This window comes from Rhodococcus sp. NPDC004095 (genome assembly GCF_053604015.1).
Window position 1 is genome coordinate 222,902 of the sequence record NZ_JBSGGS010000002.1, and the last position, 19,472, is coordinate 242,373.

A 19,472-nucleotide genomic window follows, 5' to 3' on the forward strand; every position below is an offset into this window, starting at 1 on the left:
CGGAGCTAATTACTGGCTAATTGACTTTCGAGTGCCACAGTCAATCACGCTCCCGAAATTTCTGGACGATTGTCCATGACGGCGGGTCGGGCCGCGACGGCGGGGTCCGGAAATGACCTTTGTGTTCCGTTCGTGCTGGACATTTCGGCGATTCTCGCCCCGGGAATCCTGGGCGGCGGGGGTGGTGTGCGACATCCTTCGGTGCACGTCGTTCGGGACATTTCACCCTCGGGTTCACCCGTTCTTCCTGTTAGGAAGTGGCGGCGGTCACAGTCGGGTGCGCGCGCATGGGAGGGCCGCTGGACACCCGGAGGCTAATCCGGACACCGTGGGCGCGGTGTTGACCGCCCTGGTGGGGTCCCGCGGGCTGCCGACTGTCGACGCTCGTCGTCGACATTCGGCTGTACGCTGCCCGGCCGGAAGCTCGCGCGAGAGCGGGTGCCCGCGCCGGAGTCCGCGTCGGCGCAGACGGACCGGACCGAGGCGAAGGTCGAGCTGATCGCGTTGTGTGCTGGCCTTCTACGGCGCGGGCTGTGGCACCGGCGCCGCGGTTGCGTCGTAGCCGGTCAGGAACGGTTGCAGGAAGGGCACTTCCGAGAGCCGGTCGAACGGCCACGGCAGCGGCGCGCGGGTCGGCGTCGTGGTGGCCGGCAGCGGGGTCGAAGTGGTCGGGGCCGGCGGTGTGGTCGTCGTCGTGGGCGACGGGGCGACGGCGACGGGTGCGGTCGTCGTGGGTGCGGGCACGGCAGGGGCGGTGACCTGGGGTGCGACCGGTGCGACCGGCGCAGGAGCCGGAGTGGCGGGCGCGGCGGGTGTGGTGGTGATCGGTGCCGCGACGGTCGTCGGTGCCGGGACGGCAGTGGTCGTCGGTGCCGGGACGGCGGTGGTCGTCGGGGCGGTCGTGGTAGTCGTTGCCGGCGGGGTCGTGGTGGCGGTCTTGTTGCCGCGCACGGTGGTTTCGATCAGGTCGTACGCGAGCTGCGGGTTCACCGCACCGTCCGGGGACAGCCCGTCGTCGACGAACCAGCTCTTGTCGGCCTCGATGTGCGGGCCCACGACGCCGACCCGGCCCTTGCCGTAGTCGGTGGCGAGCGCGGCCACCTCGCCACCCTTGTACGTGCCGAGGATGGTGGCGCCGTGCCCGGCGTTGAGCTCGAAGGCCGGCGGATCCTGGAAGTAGGTCGTGTACTCGGTTCCCCGCCAGACGATCGTCGACCGCGCGGGCTTGGTGTCCCACACCGTCGCGCCGCGCTTCGCGCTGTACTGGGAGGTGTCACCGGGCAGCAGGTTGTACCCCGGTGTGGCACCGGCCAGATAGCCGCCGACGCAGAAGCCGAGATAGTTGCCGCCGGCCGCGATCCAGTTCTTGATCAGCGTGGAGTACGGCTTCATCGCCTTCCACGCGGTGCTCAGGCTCGGTCCGCCGGGCTGGGCGAAGACGGTGGCGCGGGCCAGGGTGGCCGCGGTGATCGGGGTGTCGTTCGGGCCGACGTATTCGATCCGGAACTTGGACGGTGAGTTGCGCAGCACCACGGCAACGGATTCCGCGGTGCCCGGCACCGACGCCGGACCCCGGTACACCAGCGCGAGCGGCTGGGCCGGTGGGACCGGCGTGGTGGTCTGGGCGGCGGCCAGCACCGGCACGCCCAGCAGAGCCAGCACCACGGCCAGGACCACAAGTACCCGTCGGTGATTGCGCATGGCACCCCGCTCTGTTCTCTCGTCGCTCGCTGTCGGCGAGAACCGACGGCGCGGTTGACATTACAATGATGCGATCAGATATCCGCCGTTTGACACAGGCGGGACCCGATGCGGTCGATCAGGTCGTCGAAGAACGCCTCGGGATCGGTGTCCACCGCGATGTCGGCGTTCGGTGCACGTCCCCACATGCCGTGCCAGTCGGCGACCGTGCAGCCGCGGGTCAGCGTCCCGGTGAGTTCGACGTCCACGGTCGCGGGTCTGGTCGTCGCTCGGGCCGGGTCGAGGGCGAGGGCCGCCGCGAACGGATCGTGCATGTGCGCCAGAAATCCCTGCCCGTGGTCGCGGTGGAACTCCAGGTAGAAGCGGATGGCATCGGACAGCGCGCGGAGGACGGGATTGGCTGTACGCGAGCGTGTTCCGGGAGGATCCTGCTCGGTGATCAGCTCGACCGGCGTGCTGCCTGCGGCCTCGGCGAGCCGGCGTAGATGGGTCGGTCGCATCTCGATGGTCTCGGTGATGTCGAGCGGGCACACCAGAGGCCTGCGGTCGGGCGGTGCCGCGCTGAACGCGTCGAACACCACCTTCGCGGCCTCGGGGTCGACGGAGATGTTCCACTCCGCCTTCGGTGTCGTGTTCCCGGGATGGTTGAACGCGCCACCCATGACGACCAGCCGGTTCAACAGCAGCGGCAGTTCGGGCTCCAGCCGCAGCGCCAGCGCGAGATTGGTCATCGGTCCGGTCACCAGGCCCGTCACCTCACCGGGGCGCGAGCGGGCGATCTCGACCCACGCGGTGGCCGAGTCACGCTGGGCGAGCGCGCGTGTCGACGGTGGCAGCACCGCGTAGCCGAGCCCCTGTGGTCCATGGGTGTCCTCGGTGGTGCGCAGGTCGTCGGTCAGCGGCACCGGTGAACCCAGCGTCACCTCGATGTCGGGCCTGCCGCACAGGTCCAGCCAGGCCAGATTGTTCGCAGCGACCTGTGCGGTGGGCACATTGCCCGCCGTGCTCGCTACCGAGAGGATCTCGGCATCCGGACTGGCGACCAGGTACAGCAGTGCAAGAGCGTCGTCGATCCCGGTGTCGACGTCGACGAACAGGGGAGTCGGCGCCACGTCAGTCCTCGATTCGCGTCGTCGGGTCGTGCCGGACGGGGAAGTTGACGGAGCGGGCGATGAAGCACGTCTCGTGCGAACGCCGGTGCAGGTCCGCGACCGCCGCGATCACGTCCCCCGCGTCCCCGGAACTGCGCGCGACGACCACCTCGGGCCGAAGGGTGACGGACGTGAACTGCCCCGCCCCGCCCGCCTCTTCGACCATGGTTCCGGTCGGACGGTCGGTGTACTCCGTGACGACGATGCCGTCCGCGGCGGCAAGGCCGAGAAACCAGAGCATGTGGCATTCGGAGATGGACGCGACGAGCAGTTCCTCGGGGTTCCAGCGTCCTGGGTCACCACGAAATGCCGGATCCGAACTGGCGAGGACCGGCGGTTTGCCGTCTGCGGCGACATGATGGTCCCTGCTGTACTTCGTCGGGGACGAAGTACCCGAGCCGAGATTCCCGGTCCACGTCACCTCGAGGCCGTAATGGTGTTCACGCACGGACAGATCCTCTCACCCCCCCCTCAAACCCAGTGCGGCGCATCGGCACCCCAGTCGTGAGCCGGGAACGGGTACTCGGCACGTCCGGGAAGTGCGGGACGCGCAGAGGTGATCGCGCCGTGGGTGACGGTCGCGGCCGCGCCGGGCGCGAGTGGCGCCGGAGGCTGCTCCACCCGCCCCGGAGCGCCGAGGAGGGAGTGGGCGGTTCGTGCCAGCGAGACCGAAACCGAACGCCCCAGGCCGTCGCCGACCCGCAGCGCCACTGCGTCGACGATGCCCGCCGCCAGCAGGTAGCCGCTCGCATGATCGAGGGCCTGGACCGGTAGCGCGCCTGGACGCTCACCGCCCTCGACGAGCGCAATTCCCGACGCGGCCTGCACGATCGAGTCGAAGCCGCGTCGCCGAGCCCACGGGCCGCTCGTGCCCCATGCACTCACCGACCCGTGCACCAGTCCCGGCCGCTCCGTCAGCCCGAACCGGTCGAGCGCGCCCGGGCGATAGCCGGTGACGAGCACGTCCGCGGTCTCGAGCAGTGCGCGCATCGCGAACAACTCCTCGTCGAGCGTCAGGTCGAGCAGCGTCGTCCGCTTGCCCTGCCCGGTGTCACGGTGCTGCCAGTCGATCTCGTGCAGGTGGGGCGAATCGACGCGCAGCACCTGGGCGCCGAGAAAGGCCAGCGCGCGGGCCGCGACCGGACCGGCGAGCACCCGCGTGAGGTCGAGTACCCGCAGGCCCGCAAGCGGGCGGGTGGGGTCGGCGACCGACAGCACCGCGCCCTCGTGCCATCCGTCCGCTGTCGTCATCGTCACCAGCGGCCCGCGCGCAGCCTCCAGTCCCTGTGGGTGCGTGGCCCATTCGTCCTCGCTGCGAACCCGAGCCGCAACCGCGTCCGCCTCGGTGCACCGGTCCTCGACCTCCTGCGCGGTCAGTTCACCGACCCGGGTCGACAGCATGCCCGGATCGGCGTCGGCAGGAAGGTCGAGTGCCGCGAGCAGCCGCAGCCGATGGTGCGGATAGTTCGCGTGCGTGCGGACCCACCCGTCCGACGCCGCGAAGAACCCCGACATCGGCGCGAACCCGGCGACGGGCTGCCCGTCGATCCGCAGCACCTTCTCGCCCGCGAACGACGCCGCGATCCGTTCGGAATCGAGAAACCACGGATGCGGCTCACGGCCACGGGCCACGAGCAACCGATTCACCGCCGACGCGAGCGCACCGACCGAACCCGACGCCAGCGCGGTCGTCGGCAGCCGGGACGTCAGGAACCCCGACGGCGCCGGATGGTGCACCCACCCCGGATCCGAGGACAGGGCGCACCCGCGCTCGTACTCGTCGTGGAACCGCTGCGCTGACGCCACATCTGCACCGTACCCCGCGCTCTACGATGGCCCGATGATCTCAGGTGCGAAGCGCAGCGGAGCCACCCGTCACGCCGACCGGAAGTCCACCGGTACCGCGACGGTCGCCGCGGCGGCCTTCGGCGTCGTCGCAGTCGTCCACCTCGTCACCCAGCTGGCCGGGGCAGGCACGGTGGACCGGATCAGTCAGTACCTGCTGATGCCGCTGCTGGCGGCGACGCTCGCGCTGTCGACCGATGCTCCGCGTTCGCGGCTCGTGCGCACGACGCTGCTGGCACTGGGCTTTTCCTGGCTCGGTGACTCCGCCCCGTCCTTCTTCGACGGCGACACCGCGTTCCTGGTGATGATCGGCTTCTTCCTGCTCGCGCAGATCGCCTACATCGTCGCATTCTGGCCGTATCGGTCCCGGGCACTCGCGACCCGCCCCGCCCTCGCGGCATGCGCCGTCGCGATCGTGCTGCTGGTCGTCGCATGCGCCCCCGGCGCCGGGGTTCTGCTGGCGCCGGCGCTGGTCTACGGACTGTGTCTGGGCTCGATGGCGGTGCTCGCCACCGGGCTCGGCCGCATCGCCGCGTGGGGCGGCGCACTGTTCCTGCTGTCCGACTCGATGATCGCGCTCGGCGCGTTCGCGGACTGGTTCAACCCACCCGCCAAGGGTTTCTGGGTCATGCTCACCTACATAGCGGGGCAGACGCTGTTGGTCGCGGGTGTCCTGTCCGTCGACCGCGCGGCCCGAGCGATCACGCCCCCGGACGGTGATGTCGGCGCCGGAGCGACTACGTCCTCCGGACGGTGACCTCGAACCCGGCGTCGCGTAGCCGCTCCACCAGGCGGTCGCCGATCGCCGTCGCGGGTGTGAGCACGCCGGCCGCGTCCGGCAGTGCACCCCGGTCCAGGGCCAGGGCGAGGGCGGACTCGCCCAGCATGACCGCGGTGGCCGCGTACCCGGGGTCACCCTGCGCCCGGATCCGCGACACGTACCGGGCGCCCGTGGTCGTGGTCGTGTGGACGTCGCTGGTGAAATGCCCTGTCCTCCGCGTCTTCTCGCTCGGGCCCTCGCCCGGCTTCGGCAGCACCCGGTCGAGCGCCCAACGGGTCGGGGGAAACGACAGTCCGGCGATCAGCGCGCCGAGGCCGGCGGCGACTCCCGCCGCGAGCACCGGCGACAGGGGAGACGTGCCGACACTCATCACCTCCCGATACCGGAACGTGCGCCCGTACGCCCAGTCCCGCAACGCATTGCTGCGCCGCACCACCCGGGTGTTCGTCGATCCCATGACGAACGGCGCCGTCACGCCCTTCAGATCCGGCGAGATGTCCGAGCCCTTGACCAGTTCGGTGTCGGGCTGACGGCCCAGGTCCGGTTCCGCGGCCACCTCGGGGCTCAGTGAATACGGTTGCAGCGCAATCGAACGGGCCCGCTTGTCGGACTTCACGGTGTCGACGAGGGTGCGCATCGAGTCAATGGTGCCGCCGCTCACGCCGCCGCGCAGCGATGCCACCAGCGTCGTGTCGGTGAGGGTGCCTTCTCCGTCCGCGGCCACCTGTTCGTGCAGCACGTGCACCCCGAGGTCGGATGGGATCGAGTCGTACCCGCAGGCGTGCACGATCCTGGCGCCGGTCCCCGCGGCGACGTCGTGGAACCGGTCGATCGACTCGCGCGCGAACAGCACTTCGCCGGACAGGTCGGCGTAGTCGGTGCCCGCCTCGGCGCAGGCACGGACCAGGTCGATGCCGTACTTGGCGTAGGGGCCGACCGTGGTGACCACGACATGGGTGGCGTTCGCCAGTGCCGTCAGTGAGTCCGCGTCGTCGGCGGACGCGATCAGCAGCGGCCACTCCGCCGCCCCGGGCAGGCCCTCACGGACCCGCACGAGCCGTTCGCGGGACCGGCCGGCCAACCCGATCCGGGTGCCGGCGGGGGCGTGTCGGGCGAGGTACTCGGCGGTGAGCCTGCCGACGAAGCCGGTGGCGCCGTAGACGACGACGTCGAGGTCGCGGGTGCGGGTCATGGGCCGACACTACTCGGAGGTAGGTGGTGCCGGGCTCAATCCCAGGTGTGGACAGGCGACGCCGAATGCATGCGATCGAGGTAGTCGGAGAGCATCGAGCTCAGCGCCGCGTCCCGGCTTTCGCCCGCGTTCTCCCGCGCTGCCACCGCCGCGCGCTGCCAGTTCGCGCCGTTGCGGCGGCCGCGGCAGCGTTCCTCGACGATTCCCAGATACGTGTCGCGGACATCGGGCGCGACCCCGAGGGCGTCCAGACCGTCGTGTGCCAACGGCAGGAGTGTCTGCAACACCAGTTCGTGCGGGGCAACCGCGCCGATGTCGGGCCAGAACAGGCGCGCCTCGAACCCACGCCGTGCGCCGGCCTGGAGATTGGCGGCGGCCGCCTCGAACGGCATGCGCGACCACGAGGGGCGTTCCGCATGCGCCAGCGAGTGCACCGCGCCGTAGTAGAACGCCGCGTCAGCGACGGTGTCGCGGACGGTGGGACCGCACGGCAGCACCCGATTCTCGAGGCGCAGATGGTGGTCGGTGGCGGTGGTGTCGTAGATCGGGCGGTTCCAGCGATAGATCGTCCCGTTGTGCATGCGCAGTTCGGCAAGTTCGGGGGTGCCCCCGGCAGCGACCACGGCGCGGGGTTCCTCGTCCGTGCACTCCGGGAGCAGGGCCGGGAAGTACCGGGAGTTCTCCTCGAACAGATCGAAGATCGACGAGATCCACCGCTCTCCGAACCAGACCCGCGGACGCACACCCTGATTCTTCAGCTCCAGCGGACGGGTGTCGGTCGCCTGCTCGAACAGCGGGATGCGGGTCTCGTGCCACAGCGCCCGGCCGACGAAGAACGGGGAGTTCGCGGCGATCGCCACCTGCACTCCCGCCAGCATCTGCGCCGAGTTCCAGTGGGCACCGAATTCGCTGGGCGAGACCTGCAGGTGGAGTTGGGTGGACGTGCATGCGGCCTCCGCGAGGATCGTGTCGGTCACCGTCGCGAGGCGCTCGGTGTCCTGACGGCCCGGCAGCGGCACCCCCGTGATGTCGAGTTCGATGTCCTCCCCGCGGGCCGCGAGGATCTGCTGGGCGAGCGCCGTGTACCGCGGGTCCGACGACATCCACCGCTGGTCGAGGTGCCGCTTGCGCAGGGTCGGCAGGATGCCGATCATCGCCAGCCGGCCTCCACCGGCGCGGGCCCGCTCGTTGGCCTGGTTCAGTGTGGTCCGCAGCTCGTCCTCGAGCTCCGCCAGATTGGTGCCGTCGAGCCGGCGCGGAGCGACGTTGACCTCGATGTTGAACTGGCCGAGCTCGGTCTGGTACGCCGGATCGGCGATGGCGTCGAGCACGGATGCGTTCACCATCGCCGGCTCCCGGTGGGTGTCGACGAGATTCAGTTCGAGTTCGAGTCCCACGGTCGGTTCGCCGTCGGGCGCCTGCTCACCCGCCAGCAGATCCGCGAGGGCATCGAGGCAGTTGTGCACCTTCTCGCGGAACACCTGCCGGTCCTTGCGGGTGAACACCACACGGGTGACCTCGCGGCCCATGCGCGTCTCCCTCGGTCGACATCACATGTCGAATCCAAGTATTCCCGAGGGGGCGCCGCGATGCGCGGTGATGCCATCTCGGCGACGGGCCGCCCGAGATCACCAGGGTGAGGGTACGAAGTCCTTGAGGAAGCAGCCGTACAGGTCCACGCCGGCCTCGCCCTGCACGATCGGGTCGTAGACCCGTGCCGCGCCGTCGACGAGGTCGAGGGGCGCGTGGAAGCCCTCCTCCGCGAGCCGCAGCTTGGTGTAGTGCGGGCGCTCGTCGGTGATCCATCCGGTGTCGACGGCGGTCATCAGGATGCCGTCCTGCTCGAGCATCTCCTTCGCGCTGGTGCGCGTGAGCATGTTGAGTGCGGCCTTGGCCATGTTGGTGTGCGGATGGCCGGGGCCCTTGTACTGGCGCGAGAACTGGCCCTCCATCGCGGAGACGTTCACCACGTACTTGCGGCGTGCGGGTGACGCGGCCATCGCGGGTCGCAGACGGTCGACGAGGATGAACGGCGCCACCGAGTTGCACAGCTGGACCTCGAGCAGCTCGATCGGGTCGACCTCGCCGACCGCCTGCACCCAGCTGTTGGTGTGCGCGAGGTCGGGCACCAGGCCGCCCGCGTCGATCGCGATTCCCTGCGAAATGCGTTCGGGGGTGGCCGATCCCGCGACCAGGGCCAGTTCGCTGACCTGGTGGACGATGGACTGCGTCGCGGCGGGCAGCGAGCTCGCCAGCGCGGCCGGGTGCGCGTCGCTCGTCTTGCCGAACGTCACGACCTCGGGCAGTTCGCCTGCCGGCAGAGGACCGGACTCCGCCTCGGCGAGCGCCGAGTACGCGCCCGGCGAGCGGCGGACGGTCTGGGCGGCGTTGTTGATCAGGATGTCGAGCGGGCCCTGCGAGGCCACGTCCTCGGTGAGCGCCACCACCTGGGCGGGGTCGCGCAGGTCGATGCCCACCACGCGCAGTCGGTGGATCCAGTCGCCGCTGTCCTCCATCGCCGTGAACCGGCGGATCGCGTCGTTCGGGAACCGGGTGGTGATCGTCAGGTGGGCGCCGTCGCGCAGCAGACGCAGCGCGATGTACATGCCGATCTTCGCGCGACCGCCGGTGAGCAGGGCGCGGCGGCCGGCCAGGTCGGTGCTCGCGTCTCGCTTGGCGTGGCTGCGGGCCGCGCACTCGGGGCACAGCTGGTGGTAGAAGGCGTCGACGACGGTGTAGCGCTGCTTGCAGATGTAGCAGGGCCGCGGCCGGATCAGGGTGCCCGCGGTGGCGCCGGCGGTCGGTGAGGAGATCAGCACGCCCGCGGTCTCGTCGTCGATCCGGTTCGGGGAACCGGTCGCCGTGGCCGCGACGACCGCACGATCGGCCGCGTTCTTGGCGTCGCGTGTCTCGATCCGCTTGCGGCGCTTGAGTCGCTTGAACATCTTGCCGCTCGCGCGCTGCAGTGCGATCGAGTCGGGGTGCTCGGCGTCGAGTTCACCCGCAGCGGCGAGGACCTTCAGACAGGTCTCCAGGTCGGCGGGGTCGATACCGGTCGTCGGTTGTGCCATCGGTGTGGTGCTCAGTCCTGAATCTCGTCACCCCGGCGGGCCGGGCAGTCTGTCCGTGCAGTCGTCGCCCGAGTCTACCGACCGCCTCGCGACCAGCCGATTCGGCCGTGTCACGGGTGGTGACATCCGGTCCGGGCGCGAGGAGGATTGCCGGTGTCGGGGGAGTGGGATCGGTCGGGGGATCGTCGGGCCGGGCCGGCCCGACCGGACGAAAGGCCAGCATCATGGACAAGTCGGAACGGCGGCCGTCCACCGGATTGGCGACGATCGTGACCGCGGCCACCGTCGTACCAGTGGAGCGACCTGTACAGAAGGACGGACCGTACCTGCCCGAACTGACGGACCTGGACCAGTTGGTCCGGGTACCCGAGACACGCCGGGACTTCAACGTGTCCGGCTCGGGGGTCACCGTCGCGATCCTCGACACCGGGCTGCGGGCGACCCACGCCGATTTCTCGGGGCGGGTGCTGGCGGGGCACAACTGCACGGGCGGTGACCCGGACGACACCGGGGACCGGTACGGGCACGGCACGAGTGTCGGAGGGATCGCGTGCGCGGGCCGCATTCACACGGGGGTCGCCCCGAACGCCCGGATCGTGCCGGTGAAGGTGCTCGGTGACGACGGCGGCGGCACGCTGGCGCACGTGCGGGACGGACTGGAATGGGTGCTCGGGCACTGGGCCCAGCTGGGCATCTCGGCGCTGTGCATGCCGTTCGGCACCGCCGACAACCGGACCAGTGACACCGACCTCGCCGGCGACGAGATCGGTTCGCTGCTGCAGCAACTGACCGAGCGCGGCGTCGCCTGCGTGGTCGGGTCGGGTAACGAGTACTACGCGCACGGCGGCGTGCAGGGCATGAGCTACCCGGCGATCATCCGGCACTGTCTGAGCGTCGGTGCGGTCTACGACGCGGACGAGGGGCCGTTCCGCTACCCGGACGGGGCGAAGGCGTTCTCGACGGCGCCGGACCGGATCACCCCGTACTCACAGCGGCTGCACCACAAGATCGGCGGGCCGTGCGCGACCGACCTGTTCGCGCCGGGGTCGCCGGTGACCTCCACCGGGGTGCGCAACGACACCGGGGAGTCGCTGCAGTACGGCACCAGCCGGGCCGCGGCCGTCACCACCGGAGTGATCCTGCTCCTGCAGTCGTACTACCTGCGTGCCACGGGAGAGTTGCCGACGGTGGCGGACGTCAAACGCTGGCTGTTGCGTGGGGCGACCGTCATATACGACGGCGACGACGAACACGACAACGTCGCGCACACGGGTCTGACGTTCTCACGGCTCAGCGCGCCCGGGGCGCTGTTCGCATGCGCGAAGGAACTGGCGATGCACGAACTCACGTCGGCACAGAGGATGTGAGCACTCGACGAAATCACTCCACGAAATCGCAAGGGCGACAACGAGAAAAACCCCGGACCGTGGTCCGGGGTTTTTCTCGTCTGTCTCAACTCAGAGTGCGCGAGGGGGGACTTGAACCCCCACGTCCATTAGTAGGACACTAGCACCTCAAGCTAGCGCGTCTGCCATTCCGCCACTCGCGCTTGCACACTCTTTGTTTCGCTCGCCGCTCTCGCTGCGTGCTGGAAAAGATTAACCCAGGCAGACCCAAACACCAAAATCGCCCTGTTTCCGCAGGTGAAAGGGGGTGTCCGACGATCATCGACGCGATATTCGGTGACCGCCGGTGGTAGGAAAGGGTGGTGCCCCACATCGACAACCCGATCAATTCGGGGGAATCCGCCCGCAACAGCCCCGAACCGACCGCCCGCAGTCGTGCAGAGAACGAGGTCGTGGATCTCGTCAGCGCGCTGATCCGTTTCGACACGTCGAACACCGGCGAACTCGCCACCACCAAGGGTGAACGCGAATGCGCCGAATGGGTGGCCCGCAAACTCGAGGAGGTCGGGTACGAGACGGTCTACGTCGAGTCCGGGCAGCCGGGACGAGGCAACGTCTTCGCGCGACTGCCCGGTGCCGACCGCAGCCGCGGGGCGCTGATGATCCACGGCCACCTCGACGTCGTTCCCGCCGAACCGGCCGACTGGAGCGTGCACCCCTTCTCCGGCGCCGTAGAGGACGGGTACGTGTGGGGCCGGGGTGCCGTCGACATGAAGGACATGGTCGGGATGACCCTGGCGCTGGCGCGCCAGTTCAAGGCTGAGGGCACGGTGCCGCCTCGGGACCTGGTGTTCGCCTTCCTGGCCGACGAGGAGGCCGGAGGCACCTGGGGATCGCAGTGGCTGGTGAAGAACCGGCCCGATCTGTTCGAGGGCGTCACCGAGGCGGTCGGCGAGGTCGGCGGCTTCTCGCTGTCGGTGCCGCGCCCGGACGGCAGCGACGCCCGCCTGTACCTGGTGGAGACCGCCGAGAAGGGACTGGGCTGGATGCGGTTGACCGCGAAGGCCCGCGCCGGCCACGGCTCGTTCCTGCACGAGGACAATGCGGTGACGATCCTCGCCGAGGCGGTCGCCCGGCTCGGCAAGCACACCTTCCCGCTGGTGGTGCCCGACTCGGTTGCGGAATTCCTCGCCGCCGTCGGTACCGAGAGCGGACTGGAATTCGATCCGGGTGCAGCGGATCTCGACACCGCACTCGGGAAGCTCGGCAGCATCTCCCGGATCATCGGCGCCACCCTGCGCGACACCGCGAACCCGACCATGCTCGACGCCGGTTACAAGGCGAACGTCATCCCGCAGACCGCGACCGCCGTGGTGGACTGCCGGGTGCTGCCGGGCCGGCAGGCCGCGTTCGAGCGCGAGGTCGACGAGCTGATCGGTCCGGACGTGACCCGGGAGTGGATCACCAAACTCGATTCGTACGAGACCACCTTCGACGGGCACCTCGTCGACGCCATGAACGCCGCGATCCTCGCGCACGACCCGAACGGCCGCACGGTGCCGTACATGCTGTCCGCGGGAACCGATGCAAAGGCGTTCGCCACGTTGGGGATTCGCTGCTTCGGGTTCGCGCCGCTCCAGCTGCCGCCGGAACTGGACTTCACCGCGCTGTTCCACGGAGTCGACGAGCGGGTGCCGGTCGACGCACTAGAGTTCGGCACGCGCGTACTCGAGCACTTCCTGTTGCACAGCTGAGAACTCACGAGAGGACACCCCATGGCTCATGACCACGATCCGTACGGCCCGCTGCCGGACCTGCCGACCTTCACCCTGACGTCGGAGCAGATCACCGAGGGCGGCGAGGTGCCCGCCGATCAGCGCAGCGGCATCTTCGGGGTGCCCGGCGGCAAGGACATCTCGCCGCAGCTGTCCTGGTCGGGGTTCCCGGCGGAGACGAAGAGCTTCGTCGTCACGATGTACGACCCGGACGCCCCGACCGCGTCGGGCTTCTGGCACTGGGCGGTCGCGGACATCCCCGCCTCGGTGACCTCGCTCGCCGCGAACGCAGGCGACGACGGCGGCGCCGGACTGCCCGACGGCGCGATCACGCTGAAGAACGACGGCGGCGGCCACCGGTACCTCGGCTCGGCCCCGCCGGTCGGCCACGGCCCGCACCGCTACATCTTCGCCGTGCACGCGCTGAGCGTGGAGAAGGTCGACGGCCTGACCACCGACTCGACGCCGGCCTTCCTCGGCTTCAACCTGTTCAGCCACGCGATCGCCCGCGCTACCCTGACGGCCACCTTCGGCCGCTGACCCCCGGCCGGGGCCGCGCGCCGACCTTCGTCGGTCCCCCCGAGGCGGAAGGGCACCTTTGTTCGGTCAGATCGAACGAAGGTGCCCTTCCGCCGTCAGGGGTGCATCGTCCGGGCGTGAGGCGCCCGGGGGTGTGTGGTGGGTGCAGGTCAGGCGCGGGTGGCGGCACCGACGGCGTCGGCGAGCGAGGCGTAGCCGCCCTCCCGGACCTTCCGGGCCAGACCCTTGTGAATCTTCTTCATCCAGAACGGGCCGCCGTAGATGAAGCCGGTGTACCCCTGGATCAGCGAGGCGCCTGCCAGGATCCGTTCCCACGCCTGATCGACGGTCTCGATGCCGCCGACCGAGATCAACGCGAGCCGATCCCCGACCCGGGCGTACAGCCGGCGCAGCACCTCGACCGACCGGTCCGCGACCGGTGCGCCGGAGATGCCGCCGGCACCGAGAGCCGACACCTCGTCGGCGGGGGTGCGCAGGCCGTCCCGCGAGATGGTGGTGTTGGTGGCGACGATGCCCGCCAGTCCGAGCTCGACGGCGAGGTCCGCAACCGCGTCGATGTCCTCGTCGGACAGATCCGGAGCGATCTTCACCAGTACAGGCACCTCCACGCTGGCGAGAACCGCGGCGAGGATCGGTCGCAGCGATTCCACCGCCTGCAGGTCCCGCAGGCCGGGGGTGTTCGGGGAACTGACGTTCACGACCAGGAAGTCGGCGAGCGGGCCGAGCAGGCGGGCGCTGGTGGCGTAGTCGTCGGCGGCTCCTTCCGCGGGCACCACCTTCGTCTTGCCGATGTTCGCGCCGATCGGCAGTGCCGTGTGGCGGCGTCGCAGCTGATTCGCCGCGTCACCCGCACCGTGGTTGTTGAAGCCCATCCGGTTCAGGAGCGCCCGGTCCGCGGGCAGCCGGAAGAGGCGCGGCGCCGGGTTGCCGGGCTGGGCCTGCGCGGTGACGGTGCCGACCTCGGCGTACCCGAATCCCAGGGCGCCCCAGGTGTTCACGCCGGTGGCATTCTTGTCGAACCCGGCGGCCAGGCCGAGCGGGGCGGGGAAGTCGACGCCGAACACCCGCGTGCGCAGCACCGGGTCCGGCACGGTGAGCACGCGCGCCACCAGGGAGCGCAGCGGCCCGAAGAACGTCACCGCCCGCATCGCCCCGAAGGCGAGGTGGTGCACCCGTTCCGGCGAGATGAGGAACAGCAGGCGCAGCAGCAGGTTGTACACGGAAGATCTCTCCTCGATGGTCGCGGAGCGGGAGTCGGAGTCGGAGTCGGGGCTCAGTGGCCGGCGACGTCGATGCGCTGCACGCCGTCCCCGGTGGCCGAGGCGACGAACACGGTCCCGGTGTCGGAGTCGACGGCCACCGAATTCGGCTGGCGGACGGTCGGATAGCGGTGCTTCTCCACCGGAATTCCGGTGGACAGGTCGAATCCGATGACCTCGTTGGTGCCGGTGACGGTGACCCACACCAGTCCGGACTTCTCGTCCACCGCCACTGCGTACGGCGAGTTCGCGACGGGGTAGCGCTGGTGCATCATCAGCGGGTCCATGGTGAACGACAGCAGTTCGCCGCCGGTGGTGTCGGTGACGATCACGCGGCCGAATCCGTCGGTGACCAGGTTGGTGGCACCCTCGCCGGCGCGCAGCGCCATGCCCCGCTTGCCGTTGGCCAGATCGATCTCGGTCAGCGACGTCTGCCGCCGGTCGAGGGCGCTGAGCTCGGCCCCGGTCAGCCCGAGCGCGTCCACCGACACCAGGCCGTCGACCCGATGCGTCACGCTGCCCGCCGAATCCAGTTCGAGCACTTCGCCGTCCGCGGTTCCGACCGCCACGCGGCCCTCGCCGAGCAGCGCCGCCGATCGGACCTCCGCGTCGACCGGGATGGTGGAGACCGTGCCGTCGGACAGGTTCACGGTCGACACCCCGCGGCCCGAGGGGACCGCGACGACGCCGTCGCGCGGGGCGGACAGCGACGCCACCCCGCCGGGCAGCGTCACGTCGCGGCGCGGGAAGTCGGACATCGTGCCGGGGGGCATCCCGGGGACGGTCGCGGGTACGAGGATCAGCCCGCGGGCGTCGGGTGTGAGCATGGCCACGGTGTCGCTGGTCGGGTCGAACACGGTCGCCGCGACGGCGGTGCCGAGCGTGATCACCCCGCCGGCGGGAGTGTTCGACACCGCCGGGGACACGGCGGCGGTGGCCGCGTCGATGGTCTGGATCTTGTCGTTGCCGCTGTCCGTGGAACAGCCGGTGACCAGCAGTAACAACGCTCCCGACAGTACGGTCGCGGTGCGTGCGCGGTGTCCCGGCATCTTTCGTCTCCTCAGGGTGCTGCGTCGACTGGCGGCGTTCGGGTGAACGATGTTCCCGTCCAGCATTCCCGATCGCCGCCGACTTCCCGAATCCGCATGGCCCTTTCGGGCGGGGGGCGGGCCGATCGGTGTCAGGCGGGCCCGCGTCGTGGGAGGACGAGCTGCGCACCCGTTCGCGGATGGGCGAGCACCTCGACGGGGTGGCCGTACACCCGTCCGAGCAGGTCCTCGGCCAGAACGTCCCGGGGTGTGCCGAACGCGGCGAGACCGCCGTCGGCGAGGACCGCGACGGTGTCGGCATAGGCGGCGGCCAACGCCAGGTCGTGCAGCACCACCACCACCGCGGCCCCGGCCCGCGCGCGGTCGGCGGCGAGGTGCATCACCGCCTCCTGATGGCCGAGGTCCAGGGCGGCGGTCGGCTCGTCGAGGAGCAGGGTCGCGGTCCGCTGCGCGAGGACGCGCGCCAGGGCGACGCGGGCCTTCTCGCCGCCGGACAGTGCCGCGAAGGGGCGGTCCGCGAACCGCTCGACGTCACAGGTGGCCATCGCTTCGGTGACGGCGGCATCGTCCTCGTCGCGCAGCGTGGTGCGGGCCCACGGGGTGCGGCCCATCCTGACCACCTCACGGGCGGTGAAGGAGAAGCCGACGGTGTGCTGCTGGGGGAGTACCGCGCGGTGCCGGGCCATCTCGGGTCGGTTCCACTCGCCGAGCGGTCGTCCGTCGAGCTCGACGTGACCGGACGCGACGTCCGTGTCCGCGGACAGGGCGGCGAGCAGGGTGGACTTGCCCGCCCCGTTGGGGCCGACCAACGCGAGCACCTCACCGGCCCGCACGTCGAGGGTCACCGACTCGAGAACGCGACGGCCGCCGCGGTCGACGCTGACGTCCACCGCCCGCATCGTCACCGCGCCCGGTGCGGGCCACTCGGGCGCGGGCAGGTCGCGGGCCAGCAGTTCCCGCACACGGGCGGACAGGTTCATGCCCAGCCTCCCTGCTGCCTGCGGGTGCGGCGGAGCATCCAGAAGAAGAACGGTCCACCGATGAGGGACGTCAGCATGCCCAGGGGCAGGTCGGCGTTGGGGACCAGGGTGCGGGCGCCGAGATCGGCGGCGAGCAGCACGATCGCGCCGCACAGCACGCTGGCGGGGATCAGCAGCCGGTGCCCGGGACCGACGATCATCCGCATCAGGTGAGGAACCACCAGGCCGACGAACAGGATGATGCCGGTGAACGCGACCGACGCCGACACCAGCAGCGCGACGACCAGGACCGCCACCTGCCGCAGCCGCTCGACGTTCACCCCGAGGTGGGCGGCCGCGGACTCGCCGAGCGCGAGCAGATCCAGTTTGTGGGCGAGCAGCATCGTGACCGCGATGCCGATGACGGCCATCGGCGTGACCACCGCGACCGCTTCCCAGGTGGCGCCGTTGAGGCTGCCGAGCTGCCAGAAGACGATCTGGTCGCGGGCAGCGGGATCGGCGGCGAACGTGAAGAAGGCGATCAGGCCGCCGGCGAACGCGTTGATCGCGACGCCGGTGAGCACCAGGGTGACCACCTCGGTGCGGCCCTCCGCCCGGGCCAGCAGGTACACCAGGACCGTGGTGACGAGGCCGGTGACGAACGCCGCCGCGGCGACCGCGGTACCTGCGACGAAGGCGCCACCGGTGAGGATGACGGCGCAGGCCCCGACGGCCGCACCGGACGACACCCCGATGACCCCGGGTTCGGCGAGCGGGTTGGCGAACACGCCCTGCAGCAGCGCACCGGCGCAGGCCAGGCCGGCGCCGACGACGATCGCCAGGATCACCCGGGGAAACCGGACCTGCCAGAGTGTCACCTCACCGCTGGGGTGGGCGGGCATCGGGCCGATGTCGAGACCGATCCGGTGGGCGATCGACCCGAGCACTTCGGCGGGCGAGGTCGGCACCTGACCGACACACGCGGAGATCAGCGCGAGCGCGAGCAGGCCGAGCGCCAGTGCCACCAGTACGCCCGTCGCGCGCGGGCGGCGGGACGTGCCGGTGTCGGCGGTGTCGGTGGCCGCGGTCACTGCGTGTCGGTGCCGTACACGGCGACGGCGAGGGAGTGCAGCACGTCGCCGGTACGGGGGCCGAAGCTGAGCAGCACGCCGTCCTTCATGTCGACCACCCGCTGGTTGCGGCCGGCCGGGGTCTGCGCGATGCCGGGGATCCTCGCCAGGCCGTCGAGCCCGCCGATGGAGTCCAGTCCGTTCGTCATCATGAGGAACACGTCCGGGGCCGCCGCGATCATCGCCTCGCTGGTGATCGGGGTGAACTGCTGGGTCAGCCCGGATGCGGTGCCCGCGTCGACACCTCCGAGGGCTTCGATCAGCGAGTCGGCACCGGAGCCGGGGCCGGCCAGCATGGTGATCGAGGTGCCCCGCATGTAGAGGAACGCGATCTTCGGCGCGGTGCCGTCGGTGGGGGCGAGCGCCTTCGCGGCGTCGATCTGCGCGGTGGTGCGGTCGGCGAGGGCCTTGCCCTGGTCGGGCACGCCGAGCGCCTCGGCGACGGCCTCGATCTGACCGGGCACGCCCTCGAGGGTGCGGGTGGGGTCGAAGAACACCACGGGAATCCCGGCCGCCCGCAACTGGTCCTGCACCGCCCGTGGTCCGATGCTGGTGTCGGTCAGCACGACCGTCGGGTGAAGGTTGAGGATCGCCTCCGCCGACATCGAGTGTCCGGACGGGGTGATGTCCGGCACCGCCTCGACCGCCGGGAACTTCGCGGCGGTGTCGCGGCCGACGAGCCGGTCCCCGAGGCCGAGGGCGTACACCGTCTCGGTGAGGGTGCCGTACTGGTCCGCGGCGACGATGCGACTGGTGTCGGTGACCGTGACATCGGTCCCGTCGAAGCCGCGGACGGTCACCGGCAACGTCGACTGGGCGCCCTGCGTGATCGGTGTCGGGTCGAGACTGTCGAGGGTGGCCGTGGTCCGGCCGGATTGGCCGTCGGACGCGGCGGGGTCGTCGGCCGCGGAGCAGCCTGCGGTCACCAGCGCCGCGGCGACCAGTGCGACGGCCGTGCGGATCATCGTGCGAGTGCGCAACGGGATCACTTGACCAGGTAGCTGTCGATGTCGTTCTCGAGGTCGGCGAACAGGGCGCCGTTGAGGTCGTAGGCGAGGTTGACCTCGTCGATCAGCCGCTGCTGGTCCTCGGCGGACAGCGGGGCGTCGTCGAGCTTGGCGCGGTAGTCGTCCTTGTACAGCTTGGGCTTCTCGATCCGGTCGAAGATGTAGAACCGCAGGCCGTCCGTGGTGTACCCGTAGGCGCGCTCGAGCATCCGGCGGATGATCTGACCGCCGGACAGGTCACCGAGGTAGCGGATGTAGTGGTGCGCGACGAACCCGGCGGGCCAGTCGAACGCGACCTCGTTGAGGCGGTCGACGTAGCGCTGGGTGGCGGGCAGCGCGGTGACCTGCAGGCGCCAGTCTGCGCCGACCAGGAACTCGAGGTCCGCTTCGAGGGCGTCGGTGCGGAGCAGTTCGTCACCGAGAAAAGGTGCGACCACCGGATTGTCCGCATGGGCGCGCCCGGCCTCCTCGAGCGTGCGATAGACCAGGTACGTCTGGCCGATCAGCGCGGCGTGGGCGGCGGGGGTCAGTTTGCCTGCGAGCAGTTCCCCGACGAAACGGGACTGCTCGGTGCGTCGGTGGGCCGCATCGGTCTGCGTCTTGATCCGCTCGGCGAGGCCGGGTGCGGGCGCGGTCGCGGCTGCGGTGTCGAGCGCTGTCATCACT

General features: G+C 70.4%; 17 protein-coding genes and 1 tRNA gene. 4 read left to right on the forward strand and 14 right to left on the reverse strand.

The genetic code is table 11. The annotated features are described in order from the left end of the window. Nucleotides 1–519: 519 nt before the first annotated feature. From ACWEPG_RS04235 to ACWEPG_RS04250, 4 genes are all read right to left on the reverse strand, one after another. Nucleotides 520–1,701: a BPL-N domain-containing protein gene (locus tag ACWEPG_RS04235; protein WP_450113743.1), complete on the reverse strand. Its 1,182-nt coding sequence runs from the start codon at nt 1,699–1,701 to the stop codon at nt 520–522. A 74-nt stretch (nt 1,702–1,775) separates the two neighbouring features. Beyond that, the gene (locus tag ACWEPG_RS04240; protein ID WP_452593957.1) at nt 1,776–2,813 is read right to left on the reverse strand and encodes a nucleoside hydrolase; all 1,038 of its coding nucleotides are present in this window, start codon (nt 2,811–2,813) and stop codon (nt 1,776–1,778) included. Nucleotide 2,814: 1 nt separating this feature from the next. Then, nucleotides 2,815–3,300: an OsmC family protein gene (locus ACWEPG_RS04245; protein WP_450113741.1), complete on the reverse strand. Its 486-nt coding sequence runs from the start codon at nt 3,298–3,300 to the stop codon at nt 2,815–2,817. Nucleotides 3,301–3,323: 23 nt separating this feature from the next. Further along, nucleotides 3,324–4,658, reverse strand: a complete 1,335-nt coding sequence (locus tag ACWEPG_RS04250; RefSeq protein WP_450113740.1) for a CoA transferase — start codon at nt 4,656–4,658, stop codon at nt 3,324–3,326. 34 nt (nt 4,659–4,692) lie between these two features. Between ACWEPG_RS04250 and ACWEPG_RS04255 the strand changes: the two genes are divergently transcribed. After that, nucleotides 4,693–5,454, forward strand: a complete 762-nt coding sequence (locus ACWEPG_RS04255) for a lysoplasmalogenase (protein WP_452593958.1) — start codon at nt 4,693–4,695, stop codon at nt 5,452–5,454. Here the strand turns inward: ACWEPG_RS04255 and ACWEPG_RS04260 are convergent. From ACWEPG_RS04260 to ACWEPG_RS04270, 3 genes are all read right to left on the reverse strand, one after another. Beyond that, entirely contained in the window at nt 5,435–6,670 is a 1,236-nt protein-coding gene (locus tag ACWEPG_RS04260; RefSeq protein ID WP_452593959.1) for a saccharopine dehydrogenase family protein, read from the reverse strand. The genes ACWEPG_RS04255 and ACWEPG_RS04260 overlap by 20 nt on opposite strands. A gap of 35 nt (nt 6,671–6,705) precedes the next feature. After that, entirely contained in the window at nt 6,706–8,199 is a 1,494-nt protein-coding gene (locus ACWEPG_RS04265; RefSeq protein WP_450113737.1) for a glutamate-cysteine ligase family protein, read from the reverse strand. 99 nt (nt 8,200–8,298) lie between these two features. Further along, the gene (locus ACWEPG_RS04270; RefSeq protein ID WP_450113736.1) at nt 8,299–9,741 is read right to left on the reverse strand and encodes an SDR family NAD(P)-dependent oxidoreductase; all 1,443 of its coding nucleotides are present in this window, start codon (nt 9,739–9,741) and stop codon (nt 8,299–8,301) included. A gap of 224 nt (nt 9,742–9,965) precedes the next feature. Here ACWEPG_RS04270 and ACWEPG_RS04275 point away from each other — a divergent pair, with 224 nt between their 5' ends. Further along, a complete protein-coding gene (locus ACWEPG_RS04275; protein ID WP_450113735.1) occupies nt 9,966–11,108 on the forward strand; it encodes a S8 family peptidase in 1,143 nt (380 codons plus the stop codon). A gap of 96 nt (nt 11,109–11,204) precedes the next feature. Here ACWEPG_RS04275 and ACWEPG_RS04280 read toward each other — a convergent pair. Next, nucleotides 11,205–11,290 (reverse strand) — tRNA-Leu (locus ACWEPG_RS04280). A gap of 180 nt (nt 11,291–11,470) precedes the next feature. On the opposite strand from ACWEPG_RS04280, the gene ACWEPG_RS04285 reads away from it, so the two are divergent. Both ACWEPG_RS04285 and ACWEPG_RS04290 read left to right on the forward strand, forming a co-directional pair. Then, nucleotides 11,471–12,841 (forward strand): M20/M25/M40 family metallo-hydrolase, encoded by a 1,371-nt coding sequence (locus tag ACWEPG_RS04285; RefSeq protein WP_450113800.1) that lies wholly within the window; start codon nt 11,471–11,473, stop codon nt 12,839–12,841. 21 nt (nt 12,842–12,862) lie between these two features. Then, nucleotides 12,863–13,402, forward strand: a complete 540-nt coding sequence (locus ACWEPG_RS04290) for a YbhB/YbcL family Raf kinase inhibitor-like protein (RefSeq protein ID WP_450113734.1) — start codon at nt 12,863–12,865, stop codon at nt 13,400–13,402. Between the two features lie 149 nt (nt 13,403–13,551). On the opposite strand, the gene ACWEPG_RS04295 is transcribed toward ACWEPG_RS04290, so the two are convergent. The 6 genes from ACWEPG_RS04295 to ACWEPG_RS04320 form a co-directional block, all read right to left on the reverse strand. Next, entirely contained in the window at nt 13,552–14,622 is a 1,071-nt protein-coding gene (locus ACWEPG_RS04295) for a quinone-dependent dihydroorotate dehydrogenase (RefSeq protein WP_450113733.1), read from the reverse strand. 53 nt (nt 14,623–14,675) lie between these two features. After that, on the reverse strand, nt 14,676–15,710 hold the full coding sequence (locus ACWEPG_RS04300; RefSeq protein WP_450113732.1) for a YncE family protein: 1,035 nt from the start codon (nt 15,708–15,710) through the stop codon (nt 14,676–14,678). A 131-nt stretch (nt 15,711–15,841) separates the two neighbouring features. Continuing rightward, the gene (locus tag ACWEPG_RS04305; protein WP_450113731.1) at nt 15,842–16,690 is read right to left on the reverse strand and encodes a heme ABC transporter ATP-binding protein; all 849 of its coding nucleotides are present in this window, start codon (nt 16,688–16,690) and stop codon (nt 15,842–15,844) included. After that, nucleotides 16,687–17,697, reverse strand: coding sequence for a FecCD family ABC transporter permease (locus ACWEPG_RS04310; RefSeq protein WP_450113799.1), 1,011 nt, complete (start codon nt 17,695–17,697; stop codon nt 16,687–16,689). The genes ACWEPG_RS04305 and ACWEPG_RS04310 overlap by 4 nt, the downstream gene beginning before the upstream one ends. 59 nt (nt 17,698–17,756) lie before the next feature. Next, a complete protein-coding gene (locus ACWEPG_RS04315; RefSeq protein ID WP_452593960.1) occupies nt 17,757–18,764 on the reverse strand; it encodes a heme/hemin ABC transporter substrate-binding protein in 1,008 nt (335 codons plus the stop codon). Between the two features lie 20 nt (nt 18,765–18,784). After that, on the reverse strand, nt 18,785–19,468 hold the full coding sequence (locus ACWEPG_RS04320) for a biliverdin-producing heme oxygenase (RefSeq protein ID WP_452593961.1): 684 nt from the start codon (nt 19,466–19,468) through the stop codon (nt 18,785–18,787). Between the last annotated feature and the right edge of the window lie 4 nt (nt 19,469–19,472).

Bases quoted from the DNA above. Each gene is read 5' to 3' on its own strand.
- ACWEPG_RS04235 (WP_450113743.1), bottom strand. From the start codon at position 1,701: ATGCGCAATCACCGACGGGTACTTGTGGTCCTGGCCGTGGTGCTGGCT.
- ACWEPG_RS04255 (WP_452593958.1), top strand. From the start codon at position 4,693: ATGATCTCAGGTGCGAAGCGCAGCGGAGCCACCCGTCACGCCGACCGG.
- ACWEPG_RS04260 (WP_452593959.1), bottom strand. From the start codon at position 6,670: ATGACCCGCACCCGCGACCTCGACGTCGTCGTCTACGGCGCCACCGGC.
- ACWEPG_RS04265 (WP_450113737.1), bottom strand. From the start codon at position 8,199: ATGGGCCGCGAGGTCACCCGTGTGGTGTTCACCCGCAAGGACCGGCAG.
- ACWEPG_RS04270 (WP_450113736.1), bottom strand. From the start codon at position 9,741: ATGGCACAACCGACGACCGGTATCGACCCCGCCGACCTGGAGACCTGT.
- ACWEPG_RS04275 (WP_450113735.1), top strand. From the start codon at position 9,966: ATGGACAAGTCGGAACGGCGGCCGTCCACCGGATTGGCGACGATCGTG.
- ACWEPG_RS04290 (WP_450113734.1), top strand. From the start codon at position 12,863: ATGGCTCATGACCACGATCCGTACGGCCCGCTGCCGGACCTGCCGACC.
- ACWEPG_RS04300 (WP_450113732.1), bottom strand. From the start codon at position 15,710: ATGCCGGGACACCGCGCACGCACCGCGACCGTACTGTCGGGAGCGTTG.
- ACWEPG_RS04305 (WP_450113731.1), bottom strand. From the start codon at position 16,690: ATGAACCTGTCCGCCCGTGTGCGGGAACTGCTGGCCCGCGACCTGCCC.
- ACWEPG_RS04315 (WP_452593960.1), bottom strand. From the start codon at position 18,764: ATGATCCGCACGGCCGTCGCACTGGTCGCCGCGGCGCTGGTGACCGCA.
- ACWEPG_RS04320 (WP_452593961.1), bottom strand. From the start codon at position 19,468: ATGACAGCGCTCGACACCGCAGCCGCGACCGCGCCCGCACCCGGCCTC.